This window comes from Pseudomonas sp. BAV 4579, assembly GCF_009765395.1.
Taxonomy (GTDB): Bacteria; Pseudomonadota; Gammaproteobacteria; order Pseudomonadales; family Pseudomonadaceae; genus Chryseomonas; species Chryseomonas aestiva.
In genome coordinates, this window is record NZ_WHOV01000096.1 from 1 (window position 1) to 24,833 (window position 24,833).

General features: G+C 64.0%; 22 protein-coding genes and 1 pseudogene. 22 read left to right on the plus strand and 1 reads right to left on the minus strand.

The annotated features are described in order from the left end of the window. Positions 1 to 135 precede the first annotated feature (135 nt). The gene (locus tag GSQ95_RS18365; RefSeq protein ID WP_158889319.1) at positions 136 to 1,338 is read right to left on the minus strand and encodes an amino acid aminotransferase; all 1,203 of its coding nucleotides are present in this window, start codon (positions 1,336 to 1,338) and stop codon (positions 136 to 138) included. A gap of 247 nt (positions 1,339 to 1,585) precedes the next feature. Here GSQ95_RS18365 and uvrB point away from each other — a divergent pair, with 247 nt between their 5' ends. The 22 genes and pseudogenes from uvrB to fliI all read left to right on the plus strand — a co-directional run. After that, on the plus strand, positions 1,586 to 3,595 hold the full coding sequence (uvrB, locus tag GSQ95_RS18370; protein WP_158889321.1) for an excinuclease ABC subunit UvrB: 2,010 nt from the start codon (positions 1,586 to 1,588) through the stop codon (positions 3,593 to 3,595). 221 nt (positions 3,596 to 3,816) lie between these two features. Then, positions 3,817 to 5,298, plus strand: coding sequence for a glutamate--tRNA ligase (gene gltX / locus GSQ95_RS18375; RefSeq protein WP_158889323.1), 1,482 nt, complete (start codon positions 3,817 to 3,819; stop codon positions 5,296 to 5,298). Between the two features lie 59 nt (positions 5,299 to 5,357). Beyond that, complete coding sequence (locus tag GSQ95_RS18380; protein ID WP_158889325.1) at positions 5,358 to 5,969, plus strand: YitT family protein; 612 nt, start codon at positions 5,358 to 5,360, stop codon at positions 5,967 to 5,969. Positions 5,970 to 6,082: 113 nt separating this feature from the next. Then, positions 6,083 to 7,195, plus strand: a complete 1,113-nt coding sequence (gene hisC / locus GSQ95_RS18385) for a histidinol-phosphate transaminase (RefSeq protein ID WP_158889327.1) — start codon at positions 6,083 to 6,085, stop codon at positions 7,193 to 7,195. After that, positions 7,188 to 8,108, plus strand: a pseudogene (locus GSQ95_RS18390) (prephenate dehydrogenase/arogenate dehydrogenase family protein); the annotation flags it as partial. The gene hisC and the pseudogene GSQ95_RS18390, both read left to right, overlap by 8 nt. Before the next feature lie 23 nt (positions 8,109 to 8,131). Further along, the gene (gene cmk / locus GSQ95_RS18395; protein WP_007160398.1) at positions 8,132 to 8,818 is read left to right on the plus strand and encodes a (d)CMP kinase; all 687 of its coding nucleotides are present in this window, start codon (positions 8,132 to 8,134) and stop codon (positions 8,816 to 8,818) included. Between the two features lie 140 nt (positions 8,819 to 8,958). Next, on the plus strand, positions 8,959 to 10,638 hold the full coding sequence (gene rpsA / locus GSQ95_RS18400; protein ID WP_007160397.1) for a 30S ribosomal protein S1: 1,680 nt from the start codon (positions 8,959 to 8,961) through the stop codon (positions 10,636 to 10,638). Between the two features lie 188 nt (positions 10,639 to 10,826). Next, entirely contained in the window at positions 10,827 to 11,114 is a 288-nt protein-coding gene (gene ihfB / locus GSQ95_RS18405) for an integration host factor subunit beta (RefSeq protein ID WP_133862410.1), read from the plus strand. Between the two features lie 245 nt (positions 11,115 to 11,359). Then, the gene (locus tag GSQ95_RS18410) at positions 11,360 to 11,581 is read left to right on the plus strand and encodes a hypothetical protein (protein ID WP_133862409.1); all 222 of its coding nucleotides are present in this window, start codon (positions 11,360 to 11,362) and stop codon (positions 11,579 to 11,581) included. Positions 11,582 to 11,720: 139 nt separating this feature from the next. Beyond that, entirely contained in the window at positions 11,721 to 12,695 is a 975-nt protein-coding gene (locus GSQ95_RS18415) for an NAD-dependent epimerase/dehydratase family protein (protein ID WP_158889331.1), read from the plus strand. Continuing rightward, a complete protein-coding gene (locus tag GSQ95_RS18420; protein WP_372240031.1) occupies positions 12,695 to 13,741 on the plus strand; it encodes a glycosyltransferase family 4 protein in 1,047 nt (348 codons plus the stop codon). The genes GSQ95_RS18415 and GSQ95_RS18420 overlap by 1 nt, the downstream gene beginning before the upstream one ends. Positions 13,742 to 13,751: 10 nt before the next feature. Further along, positions 13,752 to 15,734: a nucleoside-diphosphate sugar epimerase/dehydratase gene (locus GSQ95_RS18425; protein WP_133862406.1), complete on the plus strand. Its 1,983-nt coding sequence runs from the start codon at positions 13,752 to 13,754 to the stop codon at positions 15,732 to 15,734. A gap of 221 nt (positions 15,735 to 15,955) precedes the next feature. After that, the gene (gene rfbB / locus GSQ95_RS18430) at positions 15,956 to 17,020 is read left to right on the plus strand and encodes a dTDP-glucose 4,6-dehydratase (RefSeq protein WP_158889335.1); all 1,065 of its coding nucleotides are present in this window, start codon (positions 15,956 to 15,958) and stop codon (positions 17,018 to 17,020) included. 72 nt (positions 17,021 to 17,092) lie between these two features. Then, a complete protein-coding gene (gene rfbA / locus GSQ95_RS18435; RefSeq protein ID WP_158889337.1) occupies positions 17,093 to 17,974 on the plus strand; it encodes a glucose-1-phosphate thymidylyltransferase RfbA in 882 nt (293 codons plus the stop codon). Further along, positions 17,974 to 18,510, plus strand: coding sequence for a dTDP-4-dehydrorhamnose 3,5-epimerase (gene rfbC / locus GSQ95_RS18440; RefSeq protein ID WP_133862403.1), 537 nt, complete (start codon positions 17,974 to 17,976; stop codon positions 18,508 to 18,510). The genes rfbA and rfbC overlap by 1 nt, the downstream gene beginning before the upstream one ends. Next, complete coding sequence (gene rfbD, locus GSQ95_RS18445; RefSeq protein WP_158889339.1) at positions 18,507 to 19,421, plus strand: dTDP-4-dehydrorhamnose reductase; 915 nt, start codon at positions 18,507 to 18,509, stop codon at positions 19,419 to 19,421. The genes rfbC and rfbD overlap by 4 nt, the downstream gene beginning before the upstream one ends. 59 nt (positions 19,422 to 19,480) lie before the next feature. Next, positions 19,481 to 19,783 carry a ComEA family DNA-binding protein gene (locus GSQ95_RS18450; RefSeq protein WP_158889341.1) on the plus strand — a complete coding sequence of 101 codons (303 nt, stop codon included), beginning with the start codon at positions 19,481 to 19,483 and terminating at the stop codon, positions 19,781 to 19,783. Positions 19,784 to 19,927: 144 nt separating this feature from the next. Then, positions 19,928 to 20,269 carry a flagellar hook-basal body complex protein FliE gene (gene fliE / locus GSQ95_RS18455; protein WP_132832054.1) on the plus strand — a complete coding sequence of 114 codons (342 nt, stop codon included), beginning with the start codon at positions 19,928 to 19,930 and terminating at the stop codon, positions 20,267 to 20,269. 14 nt (positions 20,270 to 20,283) lie between these two features. Further along, positions 20,284 to 22,092 (plus strand): flagellar basal-body MS-ring/collar protein FliF, encoded by a 1,809-nt coding sequence (gene fliF, locus GSQ95_RS18460; protein WP_158889344.1) that lies wholly within the window; start codon positions 20,284 to 20,286, stop codon positions 22,090 to 22,092. Continuing rightward, complete coding sequence (gene fliG, locus GSQ95_RS18465) at positions 22,079 to 23,089, plus strand: flagellar motor switch protein FliG (RefSeq protein WP_133862399.1); 1,011 nt, start codon at positions 22,079 to 22,081, stop codon at positions 23,087 to 23,089. Before fliF ends, fliG begins: the two co-directional genes overlap by 14 nt. A 67-nt stretch (positions 23,090 to 23,156) precedes the next feature. Further along, a complete protein-coding gene (fliH, locus tag GSQ95_RS18470; protein WP_158889346.1) occupies positions 23,157 to 23,936 on the plus strand; it encodes a flagellar assembly protein FliH in 780 nt (259 codons plus the stop codon). Continuing rightward, positions 23,926 to 24,833 (plus strand): flagellum-specific ATP synthase FliI (gene fliI / locus GSQ95_RS18475; protein ID WP_158973873.1); only part of this gene is annotated, 908 nt, incomplete at its 3' end. The genes fliH and fliI, both read left to right, overlap by 11 nt.

Here is a 24,833-nt window from a genome sequence, read left to right on the forward strand (position 1 = left end):
CCAGGGACCCAATGATTAACAGTCATTTGCTCTACCGACTGAGCTATCGCGGAACAACGGGGCGTATCTTACTGATAGATAACGGGAAGTCAAGCCTTGGCAGCGCCTCGAAAAGGCGCTGCCGGAAGTGTCGTCCTAGCCCTTCAGGACGGCGGCGATGGCCTGGACAGTCGGTGGCAGATTGCGCTCGTTCAACGCCGCCACGCAGATGCGTCCGGTGCTGACCGCATAGATGCCGAATTCGCTTTTCAGCCGCTCGACCTGCTCGGCGGTGAGGCCGGAGTAGGAGAACATGCCGCGCTGGGCGTTGACGAAGGCGAAGTCGCGAGTGGCGCCAGCCGCGGCCAGGCCTTCCACCAGGGCGTTGCGCATGGTGCGGATGCGCTGGCGCATCTCGCCCAGTTCGGCTTCCCACAGGACGCGCAGCTCGGGATTGCTCAGCACGCTGGCGACGATGGTGGCGCCATGGGTCGGGGGGTTGGAGTAGTTGGTGCGGATCACCCGCTTGACCTGGGACAGCACCCGGGCGCTTTCCTCGCGGCTCTCGCTGACCAGGGTCAGGGCGCCGACCCGCTCGCCGTACAGCGAGAAGGATTTGGAGAAGGAGCTGGAGACCAGGAAGGTCAGGCCGGAGTCGGCGAACAGGCGTACCGCCTGGGCGTCTTCCTCGATGCAGTCGCCAAAGCCCTGGTAGGCGATGTCGAGGAAGGGCACCAGGTTGCGCGCCTTGACCACGTCCAGCACCGCCTGCCAGTCGGCTGGTTGCAGATCGACGCCGGTGGGGTTGTGGCAGCAGGCGTGCAGCACCACCACCGAGCGCTCCGGCAGCGCCTGGAGATCGGCCAGGAAACCAGCGCGATTCAGGCCGTTGCTGGCGGCGTCGTAGTAGCGATAGTTCTGCACGGGAAAGCCGGCGCCCTCGAACAGCGCGCGGTGGTTTTCCCAGCTCGGGTCACTGATGGCGACCACGGCATCCGGCAGCAGCCGCTTGAGGAAGTCGGCGCCGATCTTCAGCGCACCGGTGCCGCCAACGGCCTGCACGGTGATGGCGCGGCCTTCGCGCACCAGGCTCGACTCGGCGCCGAACAGCAGGTGCTGTACGGCCTGGTCATAGGCGGCGATGCCCTCGATGGGCAGGTAGCCGCGCGGTGCCTGGGAGGCCACGCGCTGCTGCTCGGCCTCGGCCACGGCGCGCAACAGCGGAATGCGGCCCTGCTCGTCGTAGTAGACCCCCACGCCCAGATTGACCTTGTGCGGACGGGCATCGGCGTTATAGGCCTCGTTCAGGCCAAGGATGGGGTCGCGGGGTGCCATTTCGACGGCGGAGAACAAACTCATGGGGCAGGGGCTCGAATGAGGGGTGAAGGGAAGGGCGGAACGCTTAGGAACCAGGAGTATAGCCCCCTGCAGGCACCATCGCGACCCGACCTCGGTAGGAGATTTCCTGACGTGCGGCGCCACAGGCGGATTGCAAAGGGGTGCATGCGACCTCATCTAGGGGCTTCCAGCTTTTTCCTCGTCCACACCGCCCTGACCTTGCGTCAGCGCGGTGGTGTCCGTGCATTTCCGCGCTCTTGAGGCAGCCATGTCCGCATTCCAGCTCTCCACTCGCTACACCCCGGCCGGCGACCAGCCCGAAGCCATTCGCCAGATGGTGGAAGGCCTGGAGGCGGGCCTGTCGCACCAGACTCTGCTCGGCGTGACCGGCTCGGGCAAGACCTTCAGCATCGCCAACGTCATCGCCCAGGTGCAGCGCCCGACCATGGTGCTGGCGCCGAACAAGACCCTGGCCGCCCAGCTCTATGGTGAATTCAAGGCCTTCTTCCCGAACAACTCGGTGGAGTACTTCGTCTCCTACTACGACTACTACCAGCCGGAAGCCTATGTGCCCTCGTCGGACACCTTCATCGAGAAGGACTCGTCCATCAACGACCATATCGAGCAGATGCGCCTGTCCGCCACCAAGGCGCTGCTGGAGCGCAAGGATGCCATCATCGTCGCCTCGGTATCCTCCATCTACGGCCTGGGCAGTCCCGAGGCCTACCTGAAGATGGTCCTGCACCTGGATCGCGGCGACCGCATCGACCAGCGCACCATCCTGCGTCGCCTGGCCGAGCTGCAGTACAGCCGCAACGACCTGGAATTCGCCCGCGCGACCTTCCGGGTACGCGGCGACGTCATCGACATCTTCCCTGCGGAGTCCGATCTCGAAGCGGTACGCATCGAGCTGTTCGACGATGAGGTGGAAAGCCTGTCGGCCTTCGATCCCCTCACCGGCGAGGTGATCCGCAAGCTGCCGCGCTTCACCTTCTATCCCAAGACCCACTACGCCACGCCGCGCGAGACCCTGCTGGGCGCCATCGAGAACATCAAGCTGGAGCTCGCCGATCGCCTGGAATGGCTGCGCAGCCAGAATCGCCTGCTCGAAGCCCAGCGGCTGGAGCAGCGCACTCGCTTCGATCTGGAGATGATCCTCGAGCTGGGCTATTGCAACGGCATCGAGAACTACAGTCGCTACCTGTCCGGGCGGGGTCCGGGCGAGCCGCCGCCAACCCTCTATGACTATCTGCCGAGCAACGCCCTGCTGGTGATCGACGAATCCCACGTCACCGTTCCGCAGATCGGTGCGATGTTCAAGGGCGACCGCTCGCGCAAGGAAACCCTGGTGGAATACGGCTTCCGCCTGCCCTCGGCGCTGGACAACCGGCCGCTGAAGTTCGAGGAATGGGAAGCCGGTGCGCCCCAGACCATCTTCGTCTCGGCTACCCCCGGTCCCTATGAGGAAGAGCACGCCGGCCGCGTGGTCGAGCAGGTGGTGCGCCCCACCGGCCTGGTCGACCCCATCATCGAGATCCGTCCGGCCACCACCCAGGTGGACGATCTGCTCTCCGAGATCCGTCTGCGGGTGGCCCAGGAGGAGCGGGTGCTCTGCACCACCCTGACCAAGCGCATGGCCGAGGACCTCACCGACTACCTGGCCGACCACGATGTACGGGTGCGCTACCTGCACTCCGACATCGACACCGTGGAGCGGGTGGAGATCATCCGCGACCTGCGCCTGGGCACCTTCGACGTCCTGGTGGGCATCAACCTGCTGCGCGAGGGCCTGGACATGCCGGAGGTCTCCCTGGTGGCGGTGCTCGACGCTGACAAGGAAGGCTTCCTGCGTTCCGAGCGTTCGCTGATCCAGACTATCGGCCGGGCGGCGCGCAACCTCAACGGCAAGGCCATCCTCTATGCCGACAACATGACCGGCTCCATGCAGCGCGCCATCGACGAGACCGAACGGCGGCGCAACAAGCAGCTGGCCTTCAACGAAGAACACGGCATCGTGCCCCAGGGCATCAAGAAGGACATCCGCGACATCATGGAAGGCGCCGCGGCCCCGGGCGCCAAGGGCAAGCGCCGGGTGGCCAAGGCCGCCGAGGACCAGGGCGAATACGCCGCCGAACTGCGCTCGCCGAGCGAGATCGGCAAGCGCATCCGTCAGCTCGAAGAGAAGATGCTGCAGCTGGCGCGCGATCTGCAGTTCGAGTCAGCCGCCCAGCTGCGCGACGAGATCCAGGCACTGCGCGAGCGCCTGGTCCAGGTCTAGGAGCCTGTACCTGTTCTGCTGCGCGTCGGCCAAGCTGCGTTGAAAATAGCTTCGGAATGCTCATTTACCCTTCGTAAACTCCGCTTCCTCAGCTATTTTCGCCTTGCTTGGTTCTAGCTCGCGAGAACATGAACAGGCTCGGGCTTTCCGCCAACTGGCAGCGCCAGGGCTGGCGCTGCTACCATTCCGCCTCTGTCCCTTCGCGTTTCTCGAGAAAGCCGATGACCACCGTTCGCACGCGCATCGCGCCGTCGCCCACCGGCGACCCGCATGTCGGTACCGCCTATATCGCCCTGTTCAACCTCTGCTTCGCCCGTCAGCACGGCGGTCAGTTCATCCTGCGCATCGAGGATACCGACCAGGTCCGCTCGACCCGCGAATCCGAACAGCAGATCTACGACGCCCTGCGCTGGCTGGGCATCGAATGGGACGAAGGCCCCGACGTCGGCGGCCCCCATGGCCCCTATCGGCAGAGCGAACGCGGCGAGATCTACTGGAAGTACGCCCGGGAGCTGGTGGAGAAAGGGCATGCCTTCCTCTGTTTCGCCACCCCGGAAGAACTCGACCAGATGCGCGCCGAACAGCAGGCACGGGGCGAGACCCCGCGCTACGACGGGCGCGGCCTGCGGCTGACCCCGGAAGAGGTGCAGCAGCGCCTGGACGCCGGCCAGCCCTATGTGATCCGCATGAAGGTGCCGGAGGAGGGCGTCTGCGTCGTCCCCGACCTGCTGCGTGGCGAGGTCGAGATCCCCTGGGATCGCATGGACATGCAGGTGCTGATGAAGGCCGACGGCCTGCCCACCTACTTCCTCGCCAACGTGGTCGACGACCACCTGATGGGCATCACCCACGTCCTGCGCGGGGAAGAGTGGCTGCCCTCGGCGCCCAAGCTGATCAAGCTCTACGAATACTTCGGTTGGGAGCAGCCGCAGCTCTGCTACATGCCGCTGCTGCGCAACCCCGACAAGAGCAAGCTTTCCAAACGCAAGAATCCCACCTCGGTGACCTTCTATCAGCGCATGGGCTATCTGCCCGAGGCCATGCTCAATTACCTCGGCCGCATGGGCTGGTCCATGCCCGATGAGCGCGAGAAGTTCACCCTGGATGAGATGGTCGAGCATTTCGACCTCCAGCGCGTTTCCCTGGGCGGTCCGATCTTCGACGTCGAGAAGCTCTCCTGGCTCAACGGCCAGTGGCTGCGCGAGCTGAGCCCCGAGCGCTTCGCCGCCGAGGTGCAGCAGTGGGCGCTCAATCCCGAGTACCTGCTCAAGATCGCCCCGCTGGTGCAACAGCGGGTCGAGACCTTCAGCCAGATCGCCCCGCTGGCCGGCTTCTTCTTCAGCGGCGGCCTGAATCTGGATCCGGCGCTGTTCCAGCACAAGAAGCTCTCCGCCGACCAGGTCCGCCTGGTCATGCAACTGCTGCTGTGGAAGCTCGAAGCCCTGCGCCAGTGGGACAAGGAACGCATCACCGCGGTGATCCAGGCGGTCGCCGAGCACCAGCAGCTCAAGTTGCGCGACGTCATGCCGCTGCTGTTCGCCGCCATCACCGGTCAGGCCAGTTCGGTCTCGGTGCTGGATGCCATGGAGATCCTCGGTCCGGACCTCACTCGCTTCCGCTTGCGCCAGGCGGTCGAACTGCTGGGTGCGCCCTCCAAGAAGGAAACCAAGGAGTGGGAGAAGCTGCTGGCCGAGCTCGGCTGACAGTCTCCCGGCCGATCTTGTCTTCGGGGTCGGCTTCCTCCTCGCGCCAGGATGGCCCCATGACCTCCGTGACTCCCCAGCGGCGCAATCTGCTCGAAGACGTGCTGGCCCTGCTCAGCGCGACCCTGATGATCGCCCTGGCGGTCAACCTCTATCGCCAGGCCGGCCTGCTCACCGGCGGTACCGCGGGCCTGGCCTTTCTCGCCCAGTACGGCACGCGCCTCTCCTTCGGTCAGGCCTTCTTTCTCATCAACCTGCCGTTCTACTGGCTGGCCGTGCGGCGCATGGGCTGGGCCTTTACCCTGCGGACCCTGGCGGCCGTGACCCTGGTGTCGCTGCTGACCGAGCTGACCCCGCACTTTGTCGCCTTCAGTGCCCTGCAACCCCTCTATGCCGCCGTGATGGGCGGTGTCCTGATGGGCGTGGGGCTGCTGATCCTCTTCCGTCACCAGGCCAGCCTCGGCGGCATCAACATCGCCGTGCTCTATCTGCAGCAGCGCTATGGCTGGCGAGCGGGCAAGGTGCAGATGGGCATCGATTGCCTGATCGTCCTGCTGGCGCTGTGGGTCGTCGAGCCCGGTGCCATCCTCGTCTCGATCCTGGGCGCCGTGATCCTCAATCTGACCCTGGCGATCAACCATCGGCCCGGGCGTTACAGCGCCATCAGCTAGGGGCTTTCCGTCGCGCAGGCGCAACTTCGATTGGTCCGCGACCCGCCTTGGCTTTAAGATGGCGCCCATTTTCGGCGGCCCGACCGTCGTCATCGCAAGTTGAAGAGGTCTCCATGAGCTGCGATTTCCTGGCACAAGCCCTTCCCGGCGTACAGAAACTCTCGCCCTACGTGCCTGGCAAGCCCGTCGATGAACTGGCCCGTGAACTGGGCCTGGCGCCGGCCAGCATCGTCAAGCTCGCCAGCAACGAGAACCCGCTCGGCCCCAGCGCCAAGGCCCTCGAAGCCATTCGTGCCGAACTGGCCGAGCTGACCCGCTATCCGGATGGCGGCGGCTTCGATCTCAAGCAGGCCCTCAGCCAGAGATTCGGCGTGGCCGCCCCTGGCATCACCCTGGGCAACGGCTCCAACGACATCCTCGAACTGGTCGCCCGGGCCTATCTGGCGCCCGGCTACAACGCCGTGTTCAGCGAGCACGCCTTCGCCGTCTATCCGCTGGTGACCCTGGCCATCGGCGCCGAGGGCCGCAGCGTCCCGGCCAAGGACTACGGGCATGACCTCGACGCCATGCTCGCCGCCATCGATGCCGACACCCGGGTGGTCTTCATCGCCAATCCCAACAACCCTACCGGCACCTGGTTCGACAGCGAGGCTCTGGCACTCTTCCTCTCCCGCGTCCCCGAGCATGTCCTGGTGGTGCTGGACGAGGCCTACATCGAATACGCCGAGGGCGACGAGCTGCCGGACGGCTTGGCGTTCCTGGCCCAGTACCCCAACCTCATCGTCTCGCGGACCTTTTCCAAGGCCTATGGCCTGGCCGCTCTGCGCGTCGGCTATGCCTTCTCCTCGCCGACCGTGGCCGACGTCCTCAATCGGGTGCGCCAGCCGTTCAACGTCAATAGCCTGGCCCAGGCCGCGGCCTGTGCGGCCCTGGCCGACAGCGACTACCTGGCCCGCAGCCGGGCCCTCAACGATGCCGGCATGGCCCAGCTGGAAGCCGGTTTCCGCGATCTCGACCTCGAGTGGATTCCGTCCCGTGGCAATTTCATCGCCGTGGACCTGGGGCGCGACGCCGCACCGATCAATCAGGGGCTGCTGCAGGAGGGCGTCATCGTGCGACCCGTCGCCGGCTATGGCATGCCCACCTTCCTGCGCGTCTCCATCGGCACCGAAGCGGAAAATGCCCGTTTCCTGGCGGCGCTGAGCAAGGTCCTGGGTCGTGGCTGAAGTGGCCACCCCCCTGATCGAACGTCTCGTCGTTGTCGGCCTGGGCCTGATCGGCGGCTCCTTCGCCAAGGGCGCCCGCGTCAGCGGTCTCTGCCGTGAGGTGGTCGGGGTCGATCGCGATCCGGAGACTCGCCGGCTGGCGGTCGAGCTGGGCGTCGTCGACCGCTGCGTCGCCGAGCTGGGCGATGCCTGCCCGGGGGCCGATGTCATCCAGCTCGCCGTGCCCATCCTGGCCATGGAGCGGGTGCTGGCCGATCTCGCGGCCCTGCCGCTGCAGGGCGCCGTCCTCACCGACGTCGGCAGCGCCAAGGGCAACGTGGTGCGCGCCGCGCGTCAGGCCTTCGCCGGCCAATCGCTGCGCTTCGTGCCGGGTCATCCCATCGCCGGCTCCGAACGCAGTGGCGTCACGGCAGCCAACGCGGCGCTGTTCAATCGGCACAAGGTCATCCTCACGCCACTGGAAGAGACCCTTCCAGCCGATCTGGACAAGGTCGACCGGCTCTGGCGCGCCATAGGGGCCGATGTCGAGCACATGACCGTCGAGCATCATGACCAGGTCCTTGCCGCCACCAGCCACCTGCCGCACCTGCTGGCCTTCAATCTGGTGGATTCCCTGGCCAAGCGCAGCGAAAACCGTGAAATCTTCCATTACGCTGCTGGCGGTTTCCGTGACTTCACCCGCATCGCCGGCAGCGATCCGACCATGTGGCACGACATCTTCATTGCCAATCGTGAAGCCGTACTGCAGGCCCTGGACACCTATCGCGCCGATCTCGACGAGCTGCGCGGCGCCATCCAGGCCGGCGATGGTCAGTTCCTCATGGAGGTGCTGACCCATGCCCGCGGCGCGCGCGAATATTTCGGGCGCATCCTCGCCAGTCGTACCCAGACCGGCGCTCAGGTCGCCGTCCATCAATCTCTTACGGAGGGGCACTCATGAGCAGTACCGCACCCGTCATCACCCTCGATGGCCCCGGCGGTTCGGGGAAGGGCACCCTCGCGGCGCTGGTCGCCCGCCAGCTGGGCTGGAATCTGCTGGATTCCGGCGCGCTCTACCGCCTGCTGGCCTTCGCCGCTCGCAACCATGGCGTGGACTACACCAACGAAGAGTCGCTCAAGTTGCTGGCGGCCCACCTGGACGTCCAGTTCCTTGCCGGGCATGAGCACGGCCAGCGCATCATCCTCGAAGGCGAAGACGTCACCGACGTCATCCGTACCGAGGAAGTCGGCGCCGGCGCCTCCCAGGTGGCGACCCTGCCCGCCGTGCGCGATGCCCTGTTGCAGCGCCAGCAGGCGTTCCGCGAGGCGCCCGGTCTGGTCGCCGATGGTCGCGACATGGGCACCGTGGTGTTTCCGGACGCCGAGCTGAAGATCTTTCTGACCGCCGGTGCCGAGGAAAGAGCACAGCGGCGTTATCTTCAGTTGAAGCAGAAGGGCGAAAATGTTAGCTTGCCTGCCCTCCTGGAAGAGATCCGTGAGCGGGACGCCCGCGATAGTCAGCGTAGCGTTGCTCCGCTCAAGCCGGCCGACGATGCCGTCGAGCTGGATTCCACGCATCTCTCCATACAACAGGTATTGGAACGCATCCTGACCCTGGCCGCCGAGCGCGACCTGGCGGGATGAAGGCCGAGACTCATCCGAGTCGTCGGTGAAAGCTGCCGGGAACCAGTCGCATCCCGGCAGCCGGATGGTAACCACTCACCCCGCATGGGCTGGTCATGCGGTAGCCGGATACATCGGGTATCCATACAACAGGTATGAACATGAGCGAAAGCTTCGCAGAACTCTTTGAAGAAAGTCTGAAATCCCTCGACATGCAGCCGGGCGCCATCATCGTCGGCACCGTGGTGTCGATCGATGGCGACTGGGTTGTGGTCGATACCGGCCTGAAATCCGAAGGCCTGGTTCCGCTCGAGCAGTTCTACAACGAACAAGGCGAGCTGACCATCAACGTGGGTGACGAAGTCCACGTAGCCCTGGATGCCGTCGAAGACGGTTTCGGCGAAACCAAAGTGTCTCGCGAAAAGGCCAAGCGCGCCGAATCCTGGCTGGTCCTGGAAGCCGCGTTCAGCGCCGACGAAGTGGTCAAGGGTGTCATCAACGGCAAGGTCAAGGGCGGTTTCACCGTCGACGTCAGCGGCATCCGCGCGTTCCTGCCGGGCTCCCTGGTCGATGTCCGTCCGGTGCGTGACACCACTCACCTGGAAGGCAAGGAACTCGAGTTCAAGGTCATCAAGCTGGACCAGAAGCGCAACAACGTTGTCGTTTCCCGTCGTAGCGTCCTGGAAGCCGAGAACAGCGCCGAGCGTGAAGCTCTGCTGGAATCCCTGCAGGAAGGCCAGCAAGTCAAGGGTATCGTCAAGAACCTCACCGACTATGGCGCGTTCGTCGACCTGGGCGGCGTAGACGGCCTGCTGCACATCACCGACATGGCCTGGAAGCGCATCAAGCATCCGTCGGAAATCGTCAACGTCGGCGACGAGATCGACGTCAAGGTGCTGAAGTTCGACCGCGAGCGCAACCGCGTCTCCCTGGGTCTGAAGCAGCTGGGCGAAGATCCGTGGGTCGCCATCAAGGCCCGTTACCCGGAAGGCACCCGTGTTCAGGCGCGCGTCACCAACCTTACCGACTACGGCTGCTTCGCCGAGCTGGAAGAGGGCGTGGAAGGCTTGGTGCACGTGTCCGAAATGGATTGGACCAACAAGAACATCCACCCGTCCAAGGTCGTTCAGGTCGGCGACGAAGTGGAAGTCATGGTCCTGGATATCGACGAAGAGCGTCGTCGTATCTCCCTGGGCATCAAGCAGTGCCGCGCCAACCCGTGGGAAGAGTTCTCGGGTCAGTTCAACAAGGGCGACCGCATCTCCGGCACCATCAAGTCGATCACCGATTTCGGTATCTTCATTGGTCTGGAAGGCGGCATCGACGGCCTGGTACACCTGTCCGACATCTCCTGGAACGAAACCGGCGAAGAAGCCGTGCGTCGCTTCAAGAAGGGTGACGAGCTGGATACCGTGATCCTGTCCGTTGACCCGGAGCGCGAGCGCATCTCCCTGGGCATCAAGCAGCTGGAAGACGATCCGTTCTCCAACTACGCCTCCCTGAACGAGAAAGGCACCATCGTGCGCGGTACCGTCAAGGAAGTCGATGCCAAGGGCGCTGTCATCACCCTGGCTAACGAGATCGAAGGCGTCCTGAAGGCGTCCGAAATCAGCCGTGACCGCGTCGAGGACGCCCGTAACGTGCTGAAGGAAGGCGACGAAGTCGAAGCCAAGATCATCAGCATCGATCGCAAGAGCCGCGTGATCAGCCTCTCCGTCAAGTCCAAGGACGTCGACGACGAGAAGGAAGCCATGAGCTCCCTGCGTAGCAAGCAAGAGCCTGCTGCTGGCCCCACCACCATTGGCGACCTGATCAAGGCGCAGATGGAAAGCCAGAACTAAGTTCGAGCTTGAATAAAAGGCGACCCTTCGGGGTCGCTTTTTTTTGGCTGGCGAAAAGCGCACAGGGTGGTCATGACCCGTAAAAAGTTGCCGGGACCAAAGTCGTTCGCTTGACTTTTCAAAAATACGCCGGCGTGCTAAAAGTCCTTGGAGGTGATCTAGCCGCTTGATAACGAAGGAAAAAATCCATGACCAAGTCGGAGTTGATCGAGCGCATCGTTTCCTATCAGGGGCAGTTGTCGTCCAGGGATGTCGAGCTGGCGATCAAGACCATGCTGGAGCAGATGGCCCAGGCACTTTCCACCGGAGACCGTATCGAGATCCGCGGCTTCGGCAGCTTTTCACTGCACTATCGCGAACCCCGTACGGGGCGCAATCCCAAGACCGGCGAGTCGGTGCTGCTGGACGGCAAGTTCGTTCCGCACTTCAAGCCAGGCAAGGAGCTGCGGGACAGGGTCAACGAACTGGAGCCGTAAAGCCGTCGCCCACTGCCGGTCTTTTCCCTGTCGGTCCGACAAGAGTTCGATTTTCCTTGTTTTTTTGGCCAGTTCGAAATCGTCAAAAAAGCGTTATTCATAAGACTGGTATCGGTATTTTGACGTTTAAAAAAAAAGTCAAGCCGTTTTGATATTTTTGTAGACGGGTTCCGATTTTTGTAAGAGACTTCCCTCACATAAGGTCTTGGGTGACCTCGTAGTCCACGCCGAGTGAGGAAGTTGTCATGCGCCACTATCTTTTCATCTGGATCGGTATCGCCGCCTGCTTCACCAGCATGCACCTCGGTCATCCCTTCCTCGCTGTAGCCGCTCTGGCCGGTAGCTGGATGGTTGCCCTGTTCCTGCAGCCCGCTCAGCGTGTTGAGAGCTTCTCGCGCCACTACGTTGGCCAGCCGACCGCTCGTTTCCAGGCCGTCGAAGTCCAGGCTTCCGCCAAGACCTTCTAAGGTTCTCAAGTTTTTCGGCCCGCCGAGCTCAGGTTCGGCGGGCTTTTTTATGCCTGCGTTTTGCGTGGCTAGGCCCTCGCGGGGCAATGTCTTACCATAAGCGCCCTTTCCTGGCTGACTGGCACGGCGCAACGCATTGATGGAACGCAAGATTCTGGTGACAGGGGCAGGGGGCTTCGTCGGCGCAGCCCTGGTTCGGCAGCTACAGGCCAAGGGGTACCCGGTGGTCGCCGCACAGCGCCAGCCGGCAGCTGCCTCGGTCGCGGGCGAGGTGATTCCGGTGATCCGTGAGTTGTCCGCCGATACTGACTGGTCCGCGCCCCTGGCAGGGGTAGATACCGTCATCCATCTCGCCGCCCGGGTCCATCAGCTGGGCGAGCAACCAGGCGGGTTTAGCGAGGCTCGCTACGATGAGGTGAATCGGGCGGCAACCCTCAAGCTGGCCCGGGATGCCCAGGCTGCCGGCGTCCGTCGCTTCATCTTTGTCAGCAGCATCAAGGTCAATGGTGACTGGACCCTTCCCGGCAAGCCCTTTCACGCTGACGATCTGCCCGCACCCACCGATGCCTACGCGCGTTCCAAGGCCGCTGCCGAACAGCAGCTGTTGGCGCTGATGGCCGAGACTGGGCTGGAAGTGGTCATCGTGCGTCCACCGCTGATCTACGGGCCTGGGGTAAAGGCCAATGTGGCCCGTCTGCTGGACACCCTGGCGCGGGGCGTGCCGCTGCCCCTGGGGGGCGTTCGGCACAACAGGCGCAGTCTGCTCGCGCTGGAGAATCTGCTCGACCTGCTGATCCTGTGCATCGCGGCGCCCAAGGCGGCCGGTGCCATCCTGCTGGTCAGCGACGATGAAGATCTCTCCACCGCCGAGCTGCTCGAATCGCTGGCCGAAGGCCTGGGTCAGAACCCCCGGCTGATCGCCGTTCCGTCCGCCTGGCTCGAATGGGGCGCCAGATTGCTGGGGCGGGGTGAGGTGGCGCAACGTCTCTGCGGGTCGCTGCAGGTCGACATCCAGCCCACCAAGACCCTGCTGGGCTGGCAACCCCCGCTGTCGGCGCGGTCCGCCTTGCGTGCGCTGGGCGCGCAACGGGCCGGGGCGGAGGGCCGGAAATGATGTTGCTCCTGTTGCTCCTGGCCGGCGGCTGCAGCTGGCTCGGCACGGCGGCGCTGCGCCGCTATGCCCTGTCCGGAGGCCTGCTCGACGAACCCAACGCGCGCAGTTCGCACCAGGTGGCGACGCCGCGAGGCGGCGGCCTGGCGATCGTCGTGGTGTTCGTGCTCGGCTGTGTGGTGCTGCGACTGCTGGGGCAGCTTGATCCGGCCTCCTGCGGCGTCCTGATAGGAGCGGGGCTGCTGGTGGCAGTGCTCGGCTTCGTCGACGATCATCGCCACGTGGGCGCCGGCTGGCGTCTGCTGGGTCACTTTCTGGCGGCGGTCGCTGCCCTGCTGTGGCTGGGCGGCTATGGCGCGCTTCCTGCGCAGCTGTCCGCTGTTCTGGGGCTGCCCGGCTGGCTGGTGATGACCCTTGGCGTCCTCTATCTGGTCTGGCTGCTGAATCTCTACAACTTCATGGACGGCATCGATGGCATCGCCGGCGTCGAGGCGCTCGTCGGCTGTCTGGGCATGGCGCTGATCTATGCCGTGACCGGGCAGGGCGCCTTGCTGGGCGCACCGCTGCTCCTGGCGGCGGCCGTGGGTGGCTTCCTGTGCTGGAATTTTCCGCCAGCGCGCATCTTCATGGGCGATGTCGGCAGTGGCTTTCTCGGCTTGATCCTCGGCATGCTGTCGTTGCAGGCGGCATTGGTGGAGCTGTCGCTGTTCTGGGCCTGGCTGATCCTGCTCGGCGTCTTCGTGGTCGATGCGACCTGGACCCTGTTGCGGCGACTGAGCCGGGGCAAGAAGCCCTACGAGGCTCATCGCACCCACGCCTATCAGTGGGCCTCCCGTCAGCATGGCGCCCATCGCCCGGTAACCCTGGCGGTACTCGCCATCAACCTGTTCTGGTTGCTGCCTATCGCTTTGCTGGTGGGGCTGGGGCTTTTAAGTGCCATACTGGGGCTCTTGCTTGCCTATGGGCCTTTGCTTTGCCTGGCCCTTCGATACCATGCTGGGACCGATGAGGTAGCCATGGCTGCGCAGTCCACCGGATTCAGGGATTAGGGACACTGACATGTTGCGTGACCATCTGGTCAAGCTGAACCGGCGTACCAAGAGAGTCATCCAGGTCGCGGTCGATCTGTTGCTGATCTGGCTCTCGCTCTGGTTGGCCTTCTATCTGCGCCTGGGTTCCGTGCAGATGATCGAGCCCTTCAGCGGGCATGCCTGGCTGTTCATCACTGCGCCGGCCATCGCCATTCCCCTGTTCATCCGATTCGGCATGTACCGCGCGGTCATGCGCTACCTGGGCAACGACGCCCTGATCGCCATCGCCAAGGCGGTGACGCTGTCGACGCTGCTGCTGTCGGTAGTCATCTACTGGTATCGCGACCTGCCGGAGATCGTCCCGCGTTCGATGATCTTCAACTACTGGATCGTCAGCCTGATCCTGATCGGCGGCCTGCGTCTCGCGCTGCGCCAGTATTTCCTGGGCGACTGGTATCGCGCCATTACCGTGCCCTTCATCAAACAGCCGGACGAGCTGCCACGGGTCGCGATCTACGGCGCCGGCTCGGCGGGCAATCAGCTGGTCGCGGCGCTGCGCATGGGCCGGGCCATGCGTCCGGTGGCCTTCATCGACGATGACAAGAGCATCGCCAATCGCATCATCGCCGGGCTCAAGGTCTACACGCCCAAACACATCCAGCAGATGATCGACGAAACGGGCGCCGAGGAGATCCTCCTGGCGATCCCGTCCGCCACCCGGGCACGGCGCCGTGAGGTGCTGGGTCTGCTGGAGCCTTATCCACTGCACGTCAGAACCGTGCCGCGGATCAGCGACTTGGCTTGCGGCAAGGTACAGGTGGACGACCTCCAGGAGGTCGACATCGCCGATCTGCTGGGACGCGATCCCGTCACGCCCCGGCCCGAGCTGTTCGCCCGTTGCATCACCGCCCAGGTGGTGATGGTGACCGGGGCAGGGGGGTCCATCGGCTCCGAGCTGTGCCGGCAGATCATCGGCCAGAAACCGCGCACCCTGATCCTGCTCGACCACGCCGAATTCAACCTCTACAGCATCCACCGTGAGCTGGAGACCTATATCCAGCGCGAAGCCCTGCCAGTCACCCTGGTGCCGGTGCTGGGCTCCATTCGCAATGCGCCACTGCTCTTGCAGGTGATGCGGCACTGGAAGGTGGCCACCCTCTACCATGCGGCGGCCTACAAGCACGTGCCCATGGTCGAGCACAACATCGCCGAGGGTTTCGGCAACAACGTCCTGGGCACCCTCAATGCCGCCCAGGCGGCCATCCAGGCTGGCGTGACCAGTTTCGTGCTGATCTCCACCGACAAGGCGGTACGGCCCACCAACATCATGGGCAGCACCAAGCGCCTGGCCGAGATGATCCTGCAGGCCCTGAGTCGCGAGGCGGCGCCCGTGCTGCATGGGCAAACGGATGGTATCCATCAGGTCAATCGCACCCGCTTCACCATGGTGAGATTCGGCAACGTGCTGGGCTCGTCCGGTTCGGTCATCCCGTTGTTCAGGACCCAGATCCGCAAGGGTGGGCCGGTTACCGTCACCCATCCCAAGATCACGCGTTTCTTCATGACCATCACCGAGGCCGCCCAACTGGTCATCCAGGCGGGCGCCATGGGCGAGGGCGGAGACGTCTTCGTGCTCGACATGGGCGAGCCGGTGCGCATCGTCGAACTGGCCGAGCAGATGATCAAGCTGTCGGGCCTGAGCGTCCGCTCGCCGGCCAATCCCCATGGCGATGTCGCCATTGAGTTCACCGGACTGCGACCCGGTGAAAAACTCTATGAAGAGTTGCTCATCGGTGACGATGTGAGTCCGACCTCCCACCCGAAGATCATGCGCGCCAGCGAAGACTTCCTGGCCTGGGATGCCTTCCGGGCAGCCCTCGTCGAGCTGAGTCGCGCGATCGATGCGGGTGATTATCTCCGCGTCCGGCAATTGCTGCGCGACACCGTCGCCGGCTATTCGCCAGAGGGCGACATCGTCGACTGGCTGCACGGCAAGAGATCCATCGAGTGATCCCGTCCACGCTTTCTTTCAACCTGGATTTGAAGCCGAGCACAGAAGCGGCAGCCGCCCAGCGCTAGGCTGAACTTTCTTTTCCTGCCACTGTTTAACTCAGGTCTTTGGGTACATGGCCGTGGCTGTGACCCAAGCCAGGGATGGCTGCGCCGTCCTCCGATGTCTCGTCCGCAGCGCCGGGCGCGATGATGTACAAATCGATATAGGCAGGATTCAGGATGAAGGTACTGGTAACAGGTGGCGCGGGTTTCATTGGTTCCGCCGTGGTACGTTTTCTTATCAACGAGACCCAATGCAAGGTTGCCAACGTCGACAAGCTGACGTACGCCGGTAACGTGGATTCCCTGGCCGAAGTCGCCGACTCCGACCGCTATGAATTCCACCAGGTGGACATCTGCGACTTCGCCGCCCTGCAGCAGGTCTTCGTGTCCTTCCAGCCCGACGTGGTCATGCACCTGGCTGCCGAGTCCCACGTGGACCGCTCAATCGAGGGCCCTGCCGCCTTCATCCAGACCAACGTAGTCGGCACCGGCGTCATCCTCGAGGTGACCCGTGCCTACTGGAACGACCTGGCGCCGGAAGCCAAGGCAGCCTTCCGTTTCCACCACATCTCCACCGACGAGGTCTACGGCGACCTGCACGGCACCGACGACCTCTTCACCGAGACCACGCCCTATTCCCCGAGCTCGCCCTATTCGGCCAGCAAGGCCGGCAGCGACCATCTGGTACGGGCCTGGGGTCGGACCTACGGGCTGCCGGTACTGGTGACCAACTGCTCGAACAACTACGGTCCCTATCACTTCCCCGAGAAGCTGATCCCCCACGTCATTCTCAATGCCATCCATGGCAAGCCGCTGCCGATCTATGGCGACGGCTCCCAGGTGCGTGACTGGCTGTTCGTCGAGGACCATGCCCGTGCCCTCTATACCGTGGTGACCCAGGGCGAGGTCGGCGAGACCTACAACATCGGTGGCCACAACGAGAAGCGCAACCTGCAGGTCGTCGAGACCATCTGCGACCTGCTCGAAGAACTGGCGCCGCAGAAGCCCGAGGGTGTCGAGCGCTATCGCGACCTGATCACCTTCGTCAAGGATCGTCCCGGTCATGACATGAGATACGCGATCGACGCCAGCAAGATCGGCCGCGAGCTGGGCTGGACGCCGGCGGAGACCTTCGAGACCGGCATGCGCAAGACCGTAACCTGGTACCTGAACAATCGTGAGTGGTGGCAGCGGGTACTGTCCGGCGCCTATCGCCTCGAACGTCTCGGCGAAGCCGTTTAACGATCCTATCGCGGACACGCCCGCGGGCGTGTCCGACCGACAGCAACAGTCAATTTTCAGAGGACGATTGCCATGAGCAAATACAAGGGAATTCTGCTGGCCGGTGGCTCCGGTACCCGTTTGCACCCCATTACCCTGGGCGTGTCCAAGCAGTCGCTGCCGATCTACGACAAGCCCATGATCTACTATCCGCTGTCCGTGCTGATGCTGGCCGGTATCCAGGAAGTCCTGATCATCTCGACGCCGGCCGACTTGCCCGGCTTCCAGCGCATGCTTGGCGACGGCAGCCACTTCGGCATGCAGCTGAGCTACGCCGAGCAGCCCAGCCCGGACGGCCTGGCCCAGGCCTTTATCATCGGTCGCGAATTCGTCGGCGATGACAACGTCTGCCTGGTCCTCGGCGACAACATCTTCTACGGCCAGCACTTCAGCGAAACGCTGCTCAAGGCTGCCAGCGTGGACCAGGGCGCCACCGTCTTCGGCTACTACGTCGCCGACCCCGAGCGTTTCGGTGTGGTCGAGTTCGACGAGCAGGGCAAGGCCCTGAGCATCGAAGAGAAGCCCAAGAAGCCGAAATCTAACTATGCCGTCACCGGTCTGTACTTCTACGACAACGACGTGCTGGACATCGCCGCCAACATCAAGCCGTCGCCCCGGGGTGAGCTGGAAATCACCGACGTCAACAACGAGTACCTGCGCCGTGGCTCGCTGAACGTTTCCCTGCTGGGCCGCGGCTTCGCCTGGCTGGACACCGGTACCCACGACGCCCTGCTGGAAGCCGGCCATTTCGTCCAGACCATCGAAAAGCGCCAGGGGCTGAAGGTCGCCTGCCTCGAAGAGATCGCCTTCCAGAAGGGCTGGATCACCTGCGAGCAGATGGCCATGCAGGCCGAAGCCCTGAGCAAGACCGGTTACGGTCAATACCTGGCGCGACTGTGCAAGGAGCAGGACTGATGCAGGTCTTCGACACCGCGATCCCGGACGTCAAGCTGATCGAACCCAAGGTCTTCGGTGACGACCGCGGCTTCTTCCTGGAGTCCTTCCAGGCGGAGCGCTATGCCCAGCAGGCGGGGATCACCCTGCCGTTCGTGCAGGACAACCACTCGCGTTCCGCCCGGAACGTGCTGCGTGGCCTGCACTTCCAGCGCAGCAAGCCGCAAGGCAAGCTGGTGCGCGTGGTGCGCGGCGAGGTGCTGGACGTGGCCGTCGACATCCGTCGTGGTTCGCCCACCTTCGGCAACGTGGTCGCCGAGATCCTCTCGGAAGACAACAAGCGTCAGCTCTGGATACCGCCGGGCCTGGCCCACGGCTTCGTGGTGCTGTCGGAAACCGCTGATTTTGAATACAAGTGCACAGATTATTACGATCCCTCTGATGAAGGGTCTTTGATCTGGAATGATCCGGATCTGAATATCGACTGGCGGGTAACGGATCCCATCCTGTCCGCCAAAGATGCACAAGGCCTTCGATTGGCGGAGCTGTATAGATGAAGATACTGGTTACCGGAGCTAACGGTCAGGTCGGACGCTGTCTGACCGATCGTCTTCAGCGTTCAGAACTGGCATGGGAGGCCCATGGACGTGCCACTCTGGATATCGCTGACGAAGGCTCGGTAACCAGCCATCTCGAGCGATTCGCTCCGGACGTCGTGATCAATGCGGCCGCCTACACGGCGGTCGACAAGGCCGAGCAGGAACCCGAGATCGCCGCCCGCGGCAATATCGAAGGTCCTGCGGTGCTTGCCCAGGCCTGCGGCGCCGCCGGCATCGCCCTGCTGCACCTGTCCACCGACTATGTGTTCGACGGTACCGCCACCGAACCCTATCAGGTCGAGGATCCGGTCAGTCCGTCCGGGGTCTACGGCATGACCAAGCTGGAAGGGGAGAACCGCGTGCTCTCCGCCTGCCCCCGCTCGGTGGTGCTGAGAACCGCCTGGGTGTTCAGCGAGCACTGCAACAACTTCCTCAAGACCATGCTGCGGCTCGCTGCCGATCGCGACGAACTGCGGGTGGTAAGCGACCAGGTGGGTTGCCCGACCTACGCCGGCCACATCGCCGACGCGCTGTTGCAGATCGCCGTCCAGGCCGAAGCCCAGCCTGAGCAGACGGCCTATGGCCTCTATCACTTCGGCGGCGACAGCGGCCTGAGCTGGTGCGACTTCGCGCGCTACATCATCGATGCCGGCGAGGAGCTGGGCATGCTGGAACGGGCGCCGCTCATCACCGGCATCGCCACCTCCGAATTTCCCACCCTGGCCAAGCGCCCGGCCTATTCCATGCTGGATTCCAGCGCGCTGGAGCAGCACTTCGGCATCCCGCCGAGCGACTGGCGCCAGGGCGTTCGCCAGACCCTGCTGGCGCTCCAGACCGAGCGTGCTCAGGCAGGGTCTCTGGTGAGTTGACCGCCTGACCCTTTGCGTTAAGCTCTCCGGATCAAACAGCGGAACAGGGAGGTTCCTCTATGAGATTCGTCTGGATAGTGACGTTGCTGGCCCTGTTCGGTCCCTGGGCCAATGCCTGTGAGTCTGCCACAGGTGCTGCCAACAAGCCTGCCGCGAGTGCCAGCCTGGCACCGCTGAACATCAATGTCGCCGACGTCACCGCGCTGCAACGGCTGCGGGGGATAGGGGCCGTCAAGGCCCAGGCGATCGTCGACCATCGCCAGGCCCATGGCGCCTTTGCTTCGGTGGACGAGCTGCTCGAGGTCAAGGGCATCGGCAAGGCCCTGTTGCAGCGCAACCGCGAACTGCTCAGCGTCGACTGATTTTCGGCAAACTTTAACCGTCCCTCTGCACATTTTTCCCAAGCCATTGTTTTAGATGAATTTTTAGGATCTGGCACAGGCATTGCTCTATCTCTGACACGAGTGGGTACGGCGTCAATTTCCCGTGCCAGAGGAGCAGAGCAAATGGTTCAAGGTGTCGAGTTCAATCGGTTGATGCTGGAAATGCGTTCCATGCAGACCGAAGCCATGGCCCGGTCGAAAGCCGTGGTAGCTCCGGCTGCCGGCGCGGAACAGGTCCAGGGTCCGAGCTTCGCCGACATGCTCAGCAAGGCCGTGGGCTCCGTTAACGAGACCCAGCAGACCGCTGGCGAGATGGCCAAGGCCTTCGAGCTGGGGCAGGGCGGCGTCGACCTCACTCAAGTCATGATCGCTTCGCAGAAGGCCAGCGTCTCCGTGCAGGCCTTGACCCAGGTACGCAACAAGTTCGTGCAGGCGTACCAAGACATCATGCAAATGTCGATTTGAGGACGGTCTAGAAAATGGCTGAAGCTCTCACCAACGCACCCGTCCCGACGACCCAGCCTGCGGCTGAAGACAAGCCCAAGAAGTCGCTGCTGGGTCTCAGCTTTCTCGACAACCTGTCCGACATGCCGCTGCTGCGGCAGATGGGGCTGCTGATCGGCCTGGCCGCCAGCGTCGCCCTGGGCTTTGCCGTGGTGCTCTGGACCCAGCAGCCGGACTATCGGCCGCTGTACACCAGCATGAACGGCCTGGACGCCAATCAGGTGCTGCAGGCCCTGGGCGCGGCCGACATCGGCTACAAGGTCGATCCGAATTCCGGCGCCCTGCTGGTCAAGTCCGATGACATCGGCCGGGCGCGCATGAAGATGGCTGCAGCCGGCATCACCCCCTCCGATGGCAATGTCGGCTTCGAGCTGCTGGACAAGGAGCAGCCGCTGGGCACCAGCCAGTTCATGGAGGCGGCCAACTATCGGCGCAGCCTGGAAGGCGAACTGGCCCGGACCATCTCCAGCCTCAACGGCATCAAGGGCGCCCGGGTACACCTGGCGATCCCGAAGAGTTCGGTGTTCGTCCGTGACGAGCGCAAGCCGAGTGCCTCGGTACTGGTCGAGATGTATCCCGGCCGTACCCTGGATGCCGGTCAGGTCATGGCCATCATCAATCTGGTCGCCACCAGCGTGCCGGAACTGGATAAATCCCAGGTCACCATCGTCGACCAGAAGGGGCAGTTGCTGTCCGACCAGCAGAACATGTCCGAGCTGTCGATCGCCGGCAAGCAACTGGACTACACCCACAAGATGGAAAGCTCCCTGACCCAGCGCGTGCAGAACATCATGCAGCCGGTGGTGGGCAACGGTCGCTTCAAGGCGGAAGTCGCGGCGGACGTGGATTTCAACGCCGTGGAATCGACTGCCGAGCAATTCAATCCCGATCAACCGGCCCTGCGCAGCGAGCAGCAGAACAGTGAGCAGCGCCAGACGTCCGGCGGCGGCGCCCAGGGCGTGCCCGGTGCCCTGTCCAACCAGCCGCCCGGTCCGTCCTCGACCCCGGAGAAGGCCGGTGCCCAGGGTGGCGGCGCCAACTACATCGCTCCCGGCCAGCCGCTGCGCGACGCCAACGACCAGTACATCTACGACAGCAAGACCAGCCTGCCGGCGACCCTGCCGTACCCGACCGACAAGCGTGAGCAGAATACCCGCAACTACGAGCTGGACCGCAGCATCAGCTATACCCGTCAGCAGCAGGGCCGTCTGCGTCGACTTTCCGTCGCGGTGGTACTGGACGATCAGGTCAAGGTCGATGCGGCTGGCAAGGTCAGCCACCAGCCCTGGACCACCGAAGACCTGGCTCGCTTCACCCGTCTGGTGCAGGACGCCGTGGGCTTCGACGCCAGCCGTGGCGACAGCGTGAGCGTGATCAACGCGCCCTTCGCCCCGGTGCAGCAGGAAGAGATCGAGAGCATTCCCTTCTACCAGCAGCCCTGGTTCTGGGGCGTGGTCAAGCAGGCCCTCGGCGTCCTCTTCATCCTGGTGCTAGTCTTTGGGGTGCTGCGTCCGGTGCTGAAGAATCTGTCCGGCGGCAATACCAAGGACGCCGCCGCCCTGGCCGCTGCCGGTGGTGCCGGTGCCCTGGGTGCCGGCGGTCTGGATGGCCTGTCGGACGATCTGGCCGACGACAAGGTGAGCCTGGCCGGTCCGGCACCGCTGTTGCTGCCGAGCCCGAGCGAGGGCTATGACGCTCAACTGACCGCCATCAAGCAGCTGGTCAACGATGATCCGGGCCGTGTCGCCCAGGTAGTGAAGGATTGGATCAATGGCGACGAATGAAGCGCAACTTTCCAAGGTCGAGAAGGCCGCGATCTTCCTCCTGTCGCTGGGCGAAGCCGATGCCGCGCAGATCCTGCGCCATATGGGGCCCAAGGAGGTGCAGAAGGTCGGTACCGCCATGGCCCAGATGCGCAACGTCAACCGCGAGCAGGTCGAGCGTGTGCTGGGCGACTTCATCGAGGTGGTGGGCGATCAGACCAGTCTGGGCGTGGGCGCCGACGGCTACATCCGCAAGATGCTCACCCAGGCCCTGGGCGAGGACAAGGCCAGCGGCCTGATCGACCGTATCCTGCTGGGCGGCAACACCAGCGGCCTGGACAGCCTGAAGTGGATGGAGCCACGGGCGGTGGCGGATGTGATCCGCTACGAGCACCCGCAGATCCAGGCCATCGTGGTGGCCTACCTGGATCCCGACCAGGCGGCCGAAGTCCTTGGCCACTTCGATCACAAGGTACGCCTGGACATCGTCCTGCGCGTCTCCTCGCTGAACACCGTGCAACCGGCGGCGCTCAAGGAGCTGAACCTGATCCTGGAGAAGCAGTTCTCCGGCAGCGCCAGCACCACCCGTACCGCCCTGGGCGGCGTGAAGCGCGCCGCCGACATCATGAACTACCTGGACAGCTCGGTCGAAGGCCCGCTGATGGACGCGATCCGCGATGCGGACCAGGATCTGTCGGGGCAGATCGAAGACCTGATGTTCGTCTTCGACAACCTGTCCGATGTCGACGATCGCGGCATCCAGGCGCTCCTGCGCGAGGTGTCCTCGGATGTGCTGGTGCTGGCGCTCAAGGGCGCCGACGATGGCATCAAGGAGAAATTTTTCCGCAACATGTCCAAGCGCGCGGCCGAGTTGCTGCGCGACGACCTGGAAGCCAAGGGGCCGGTGCGACTGTCCGAGGTGGAGGGGGCGCAGAAAGAGGTGCTCGCCGTGGCCCGCCGCATGGCCGACGCCGGCGAGATCGTCCTCGGCGGCAAGGGTGGCGAGGAAATGGTCTGACGGCTTGCCGGGATTGGCCTGTGCTTTGCTAAGGTCTGGTCAGTAGCGGTTTTCTGACGGACAGGTAATGAGCAAAGAAGCGGCGAGCGAACTGATCAGGGCGCGGGATCTGGAAGCCTTCGACGTGTGGCGACTGCCAGCCTTCGACAGCTTCGACACGCCTGCAGAAATCCCTGTGCCCGCGGCAGCCGAGCCCGAGCCCCAGCCGGAGCCCCAGATCGAAGAGGTGCCGGCCGAAGAGGTTCAGCCGATCACTCTCGAAGAGCTGGAGGCGATCCGCCAGGAGGCCTACAACGAGGGCTTCGGCACCGGCGAGCGCGACGGCTACCATGCCGGCCAGCTCAAGGCGCGCCAGGAAGCCGAGGCGGCCCTGACCGCCCGGCTGGCCAGCCTGGAAACCCTGATGAGTCATCTGCTCGATCCCATCGGCGAGCAGGACCAGGCCCTGGAAGCCGGCATGGTGCAGCTGGTCCGGCATATCACCCGCGAAGTCATCCAGCGCGAACTCACGCTAGACTCCAGTCAGTTGGGTCAGGTGGTGCGCACGGCGCTGAAGCTGCTGCCCATGGGTGCCGAGAACATCCGCATCCAGGTCAGCCCCCAGGACTTCGAACTGATGAAGGCCTTGCGTGACCGCCACGAGGAAAAATGGCGCATCCTTGAGGACGAGACCCTTATGCCTGGCGGTTGCCGGATCGAGACCGAGAGCAGCGTCATCGACGCCAGCATCGAGACCCGTCTGACCCAGGCGCTGACCCAGCTGGCCGAACAGCAGCGTCACCAGGCGACCCAGCCCCAGGAAGCCGATCTGCACATCGACATCGAGGATGCCTCCCATGCGTCTTGAGCGTCTGAGTTTCGAACGCCGCCTCAGCGGTTACGATGAAGCCATCCGGGTCGAACAGCAGCCGGTGATCGAAGGCCGCCTGCTGCGCATGGTCGGTCTGACCCTGGAGGCCGAAGGCCTGCGCGCCGCCGTCGGCAGCCGCTGTCGGCTGATCAATGGCGGTGGCTATCAGCCGGTGGAGGTCGAGGCCGAGGTGATGGGCTTCAACGGCAACAAGACCTTTCTCATGCCGGTGGGCAGCCTGGCCGGCATCGCGCCCGGCGCCCGAGTGGTGCCGGTGCCGGATACCGGTCGCCTGCCGATGGGCATGTCGATGCTGGGGCGCGTACTGGATGGCCTGGGCAACGCCCTGGACGGCAAGGGCCGCATGCGCGCCGAAGACTGGGTGCCGATGGACGGTCCCACCATCAATCCGCTCAAGCGTGAGCCCATCAGCGAGCCCCTGGACGTCGGCATCCGCAGCATCAACGGTTTGTTGACGGTAGGTCGCGGCCAGCGTCTCGGCCTGTTCGCCGGTACCGGCGTGGGCAAGAGCGTGCTGCTCGGCATGATGACCCGGCTGACCAAGGCCGAGATCATCGTGGTCGGGCTGATCGGCGAGCGGGGTCGCGAGGTGAAGGAATTCATCGAGCACATCTTGGGCGAGGAGGGCATCAAGCGGGCGGTGGTCGTGGCCTCGCCGGCGGATGATGCGCCCCTGCTGCGCCTGCGCGCGGCCATGTACTGCACCCGCATCGCCGAATACTTTCGCGACAAGGGCAAGAACGTGCTTCTGCTGATGGACTCCCTGACCCGCTATGCCCAGGCGCAGCGGGAGATCGCCCTGGCCATCGGCGAGCCGCCGGCGACCAAGGGCTACCCGCCGTCGGTGTTCGCCAAGCTGCCACGCCTGGTGGA

Excerpts from the sequence above, each read along its gene's own strand:
- fliH (WP_158889346.1), top strand. The coding sequence starts at position 23,157 with ATGAGCAAAGAAGCGGCGAGCGAACTGATCAGGGCGCGGGATCTGGAA.
- rfbC (WP_133862403.1), top strand. The coding sequence starts at position 17,974 with ATGCAGGTCTTCGACACCGCGATCCCGGACGTCAAGCTGATCGAACCC.
- uvrB (WP_158889321.1), top strand. The coding sequence starts at position 1,586 with ATGTCCGCATTCCAGCTCTCCACTCGCTACACCCCGGCCGGCGACCAG.
- GSQ95_RS18450 (WP_158889341.1), top strand. The coding sequence starts at position 19,481 with ATGAGATTCGTCTGGATAGTGACGTTGCTGGCCCTGTTCGGTCCCTGG.
- cmk (WP_007160398.1), top strand. The coding sequence starts at position 8,132 with ATGAGCAGTACCGCACCCGTCATCACCCTCGATGGCCCCGGCGGTTCG.
- fliE (WP_132832054.1), top strand. The coding sequence starts at position 19,928 with ATGGTTCAAGGTGTCGAGTTCAATCGGTTGATGCTGGAAATGCGTTCC.
- ihfB (WP_133862410.1), top strand. The coding sequence starts at position 10,827 with ATGACCAAGTCGGAGTTGATCGAGCGCATCGTTTCCTATCAGGGGCAG.
- GSQ95_RS18425 (WP_133862406.1), top strand. The coding sequence starts at position 13,752 with ATGTTGCGTGACCATCTGGTCAAGCTGAACCGGCGTACCAAGAGAGTC.
- GSQ95_RS18420 (WP_372240031.1), top strand. The coding sequence starts at position 12,695 with ATGTTGCTCCTGTTGCTCCTGGCCGGCGGCTGCAGCTGGCTCGGCACG.
- rfbA (WP_158889337.1), top strand. The coding sequence starts at position 17,093 with ATGAGCAAATACAAGGGAATTCTGCTGGCCGGTGGCTCCGGTACCCGT.
- rfbD (WP_158889339.1), top strand. The coding sequence starts at position 18,507 with ATGAAGATACTGGTTACCGGAGCTAACGGTCAGGTCGGACGCTGTCTG.
- GSQ95_RS18365 (WP_158889319.1), bottom strand. The coding sequence starts at position 1,338 with ATGAGTTTGTTCTCCGCCGTCGAAATGGCACCCCGCGACCCCATCCTT.
- GSQ95_RS18415 (WP_158889331.1), top strand. The coding sequence starts at position 11,721 with ATGGAACGCAAGATTCTGGTGACAGGGGCAGGGGGCTTCGTCGGCGCA.
- fliF (WP_158889344.1), top strand. The coding sequence starts at position 20,284 with ATGGCTGAAGCTCTCACCAACGCACCCGTCCCGACGACCCAGCCTGCG.
- GSQ95_RS18380 (WP_158889325.1), top strand. The coding sequence starts at position 5,358 with ATGACCTCCGTGACTCCCCAGCGGCGCAATCTGCTCGAAGACGTGCTG.
- GSQ95_RS18410 (WP_133862409.1), top strand. The coding sequence starts at position 11,360 with ATGCGCCACTATCTTTTCATCTGGATCGGTATCGCCGCCTGCTTCACC.
- rpsA (WP_007160397.1), top strand. The coding sequence starts at position 8,959 with ATGAGCGAAAGCTTCGCAGAACTCTTTGAAGAAAGTCTGAAATCCCTC.
- gltX (WP_158889323.1), top strand. The coding sequence starts at position 3,817 with ATGACCACCGTTCGCACGCGCATCGCGCCGTCGCCCACCGGCGACCCG.
- hisC (WP_158889327.1), top strand. The coding sequence starts at position 6,083 with ATGAGCTGCGATTTCCTGGCACAAGCCCTTCCCGGCGTACAGAAACTC.
- fliG (WP_133862399.1), top strand. The coding sequence starts at position 22,079 with ATGGCGACGAATGAAGCGCAACTTTCCAAGGTCGAGAAGGCCGCGATC.
- rfbB (WP_158889335.1), top strand. The coding sequence starts at position 15,956 with ATGAAGGTACTGGTAACAGGTGGCGCGGGTTTCATTGGTTCCGCCGTG.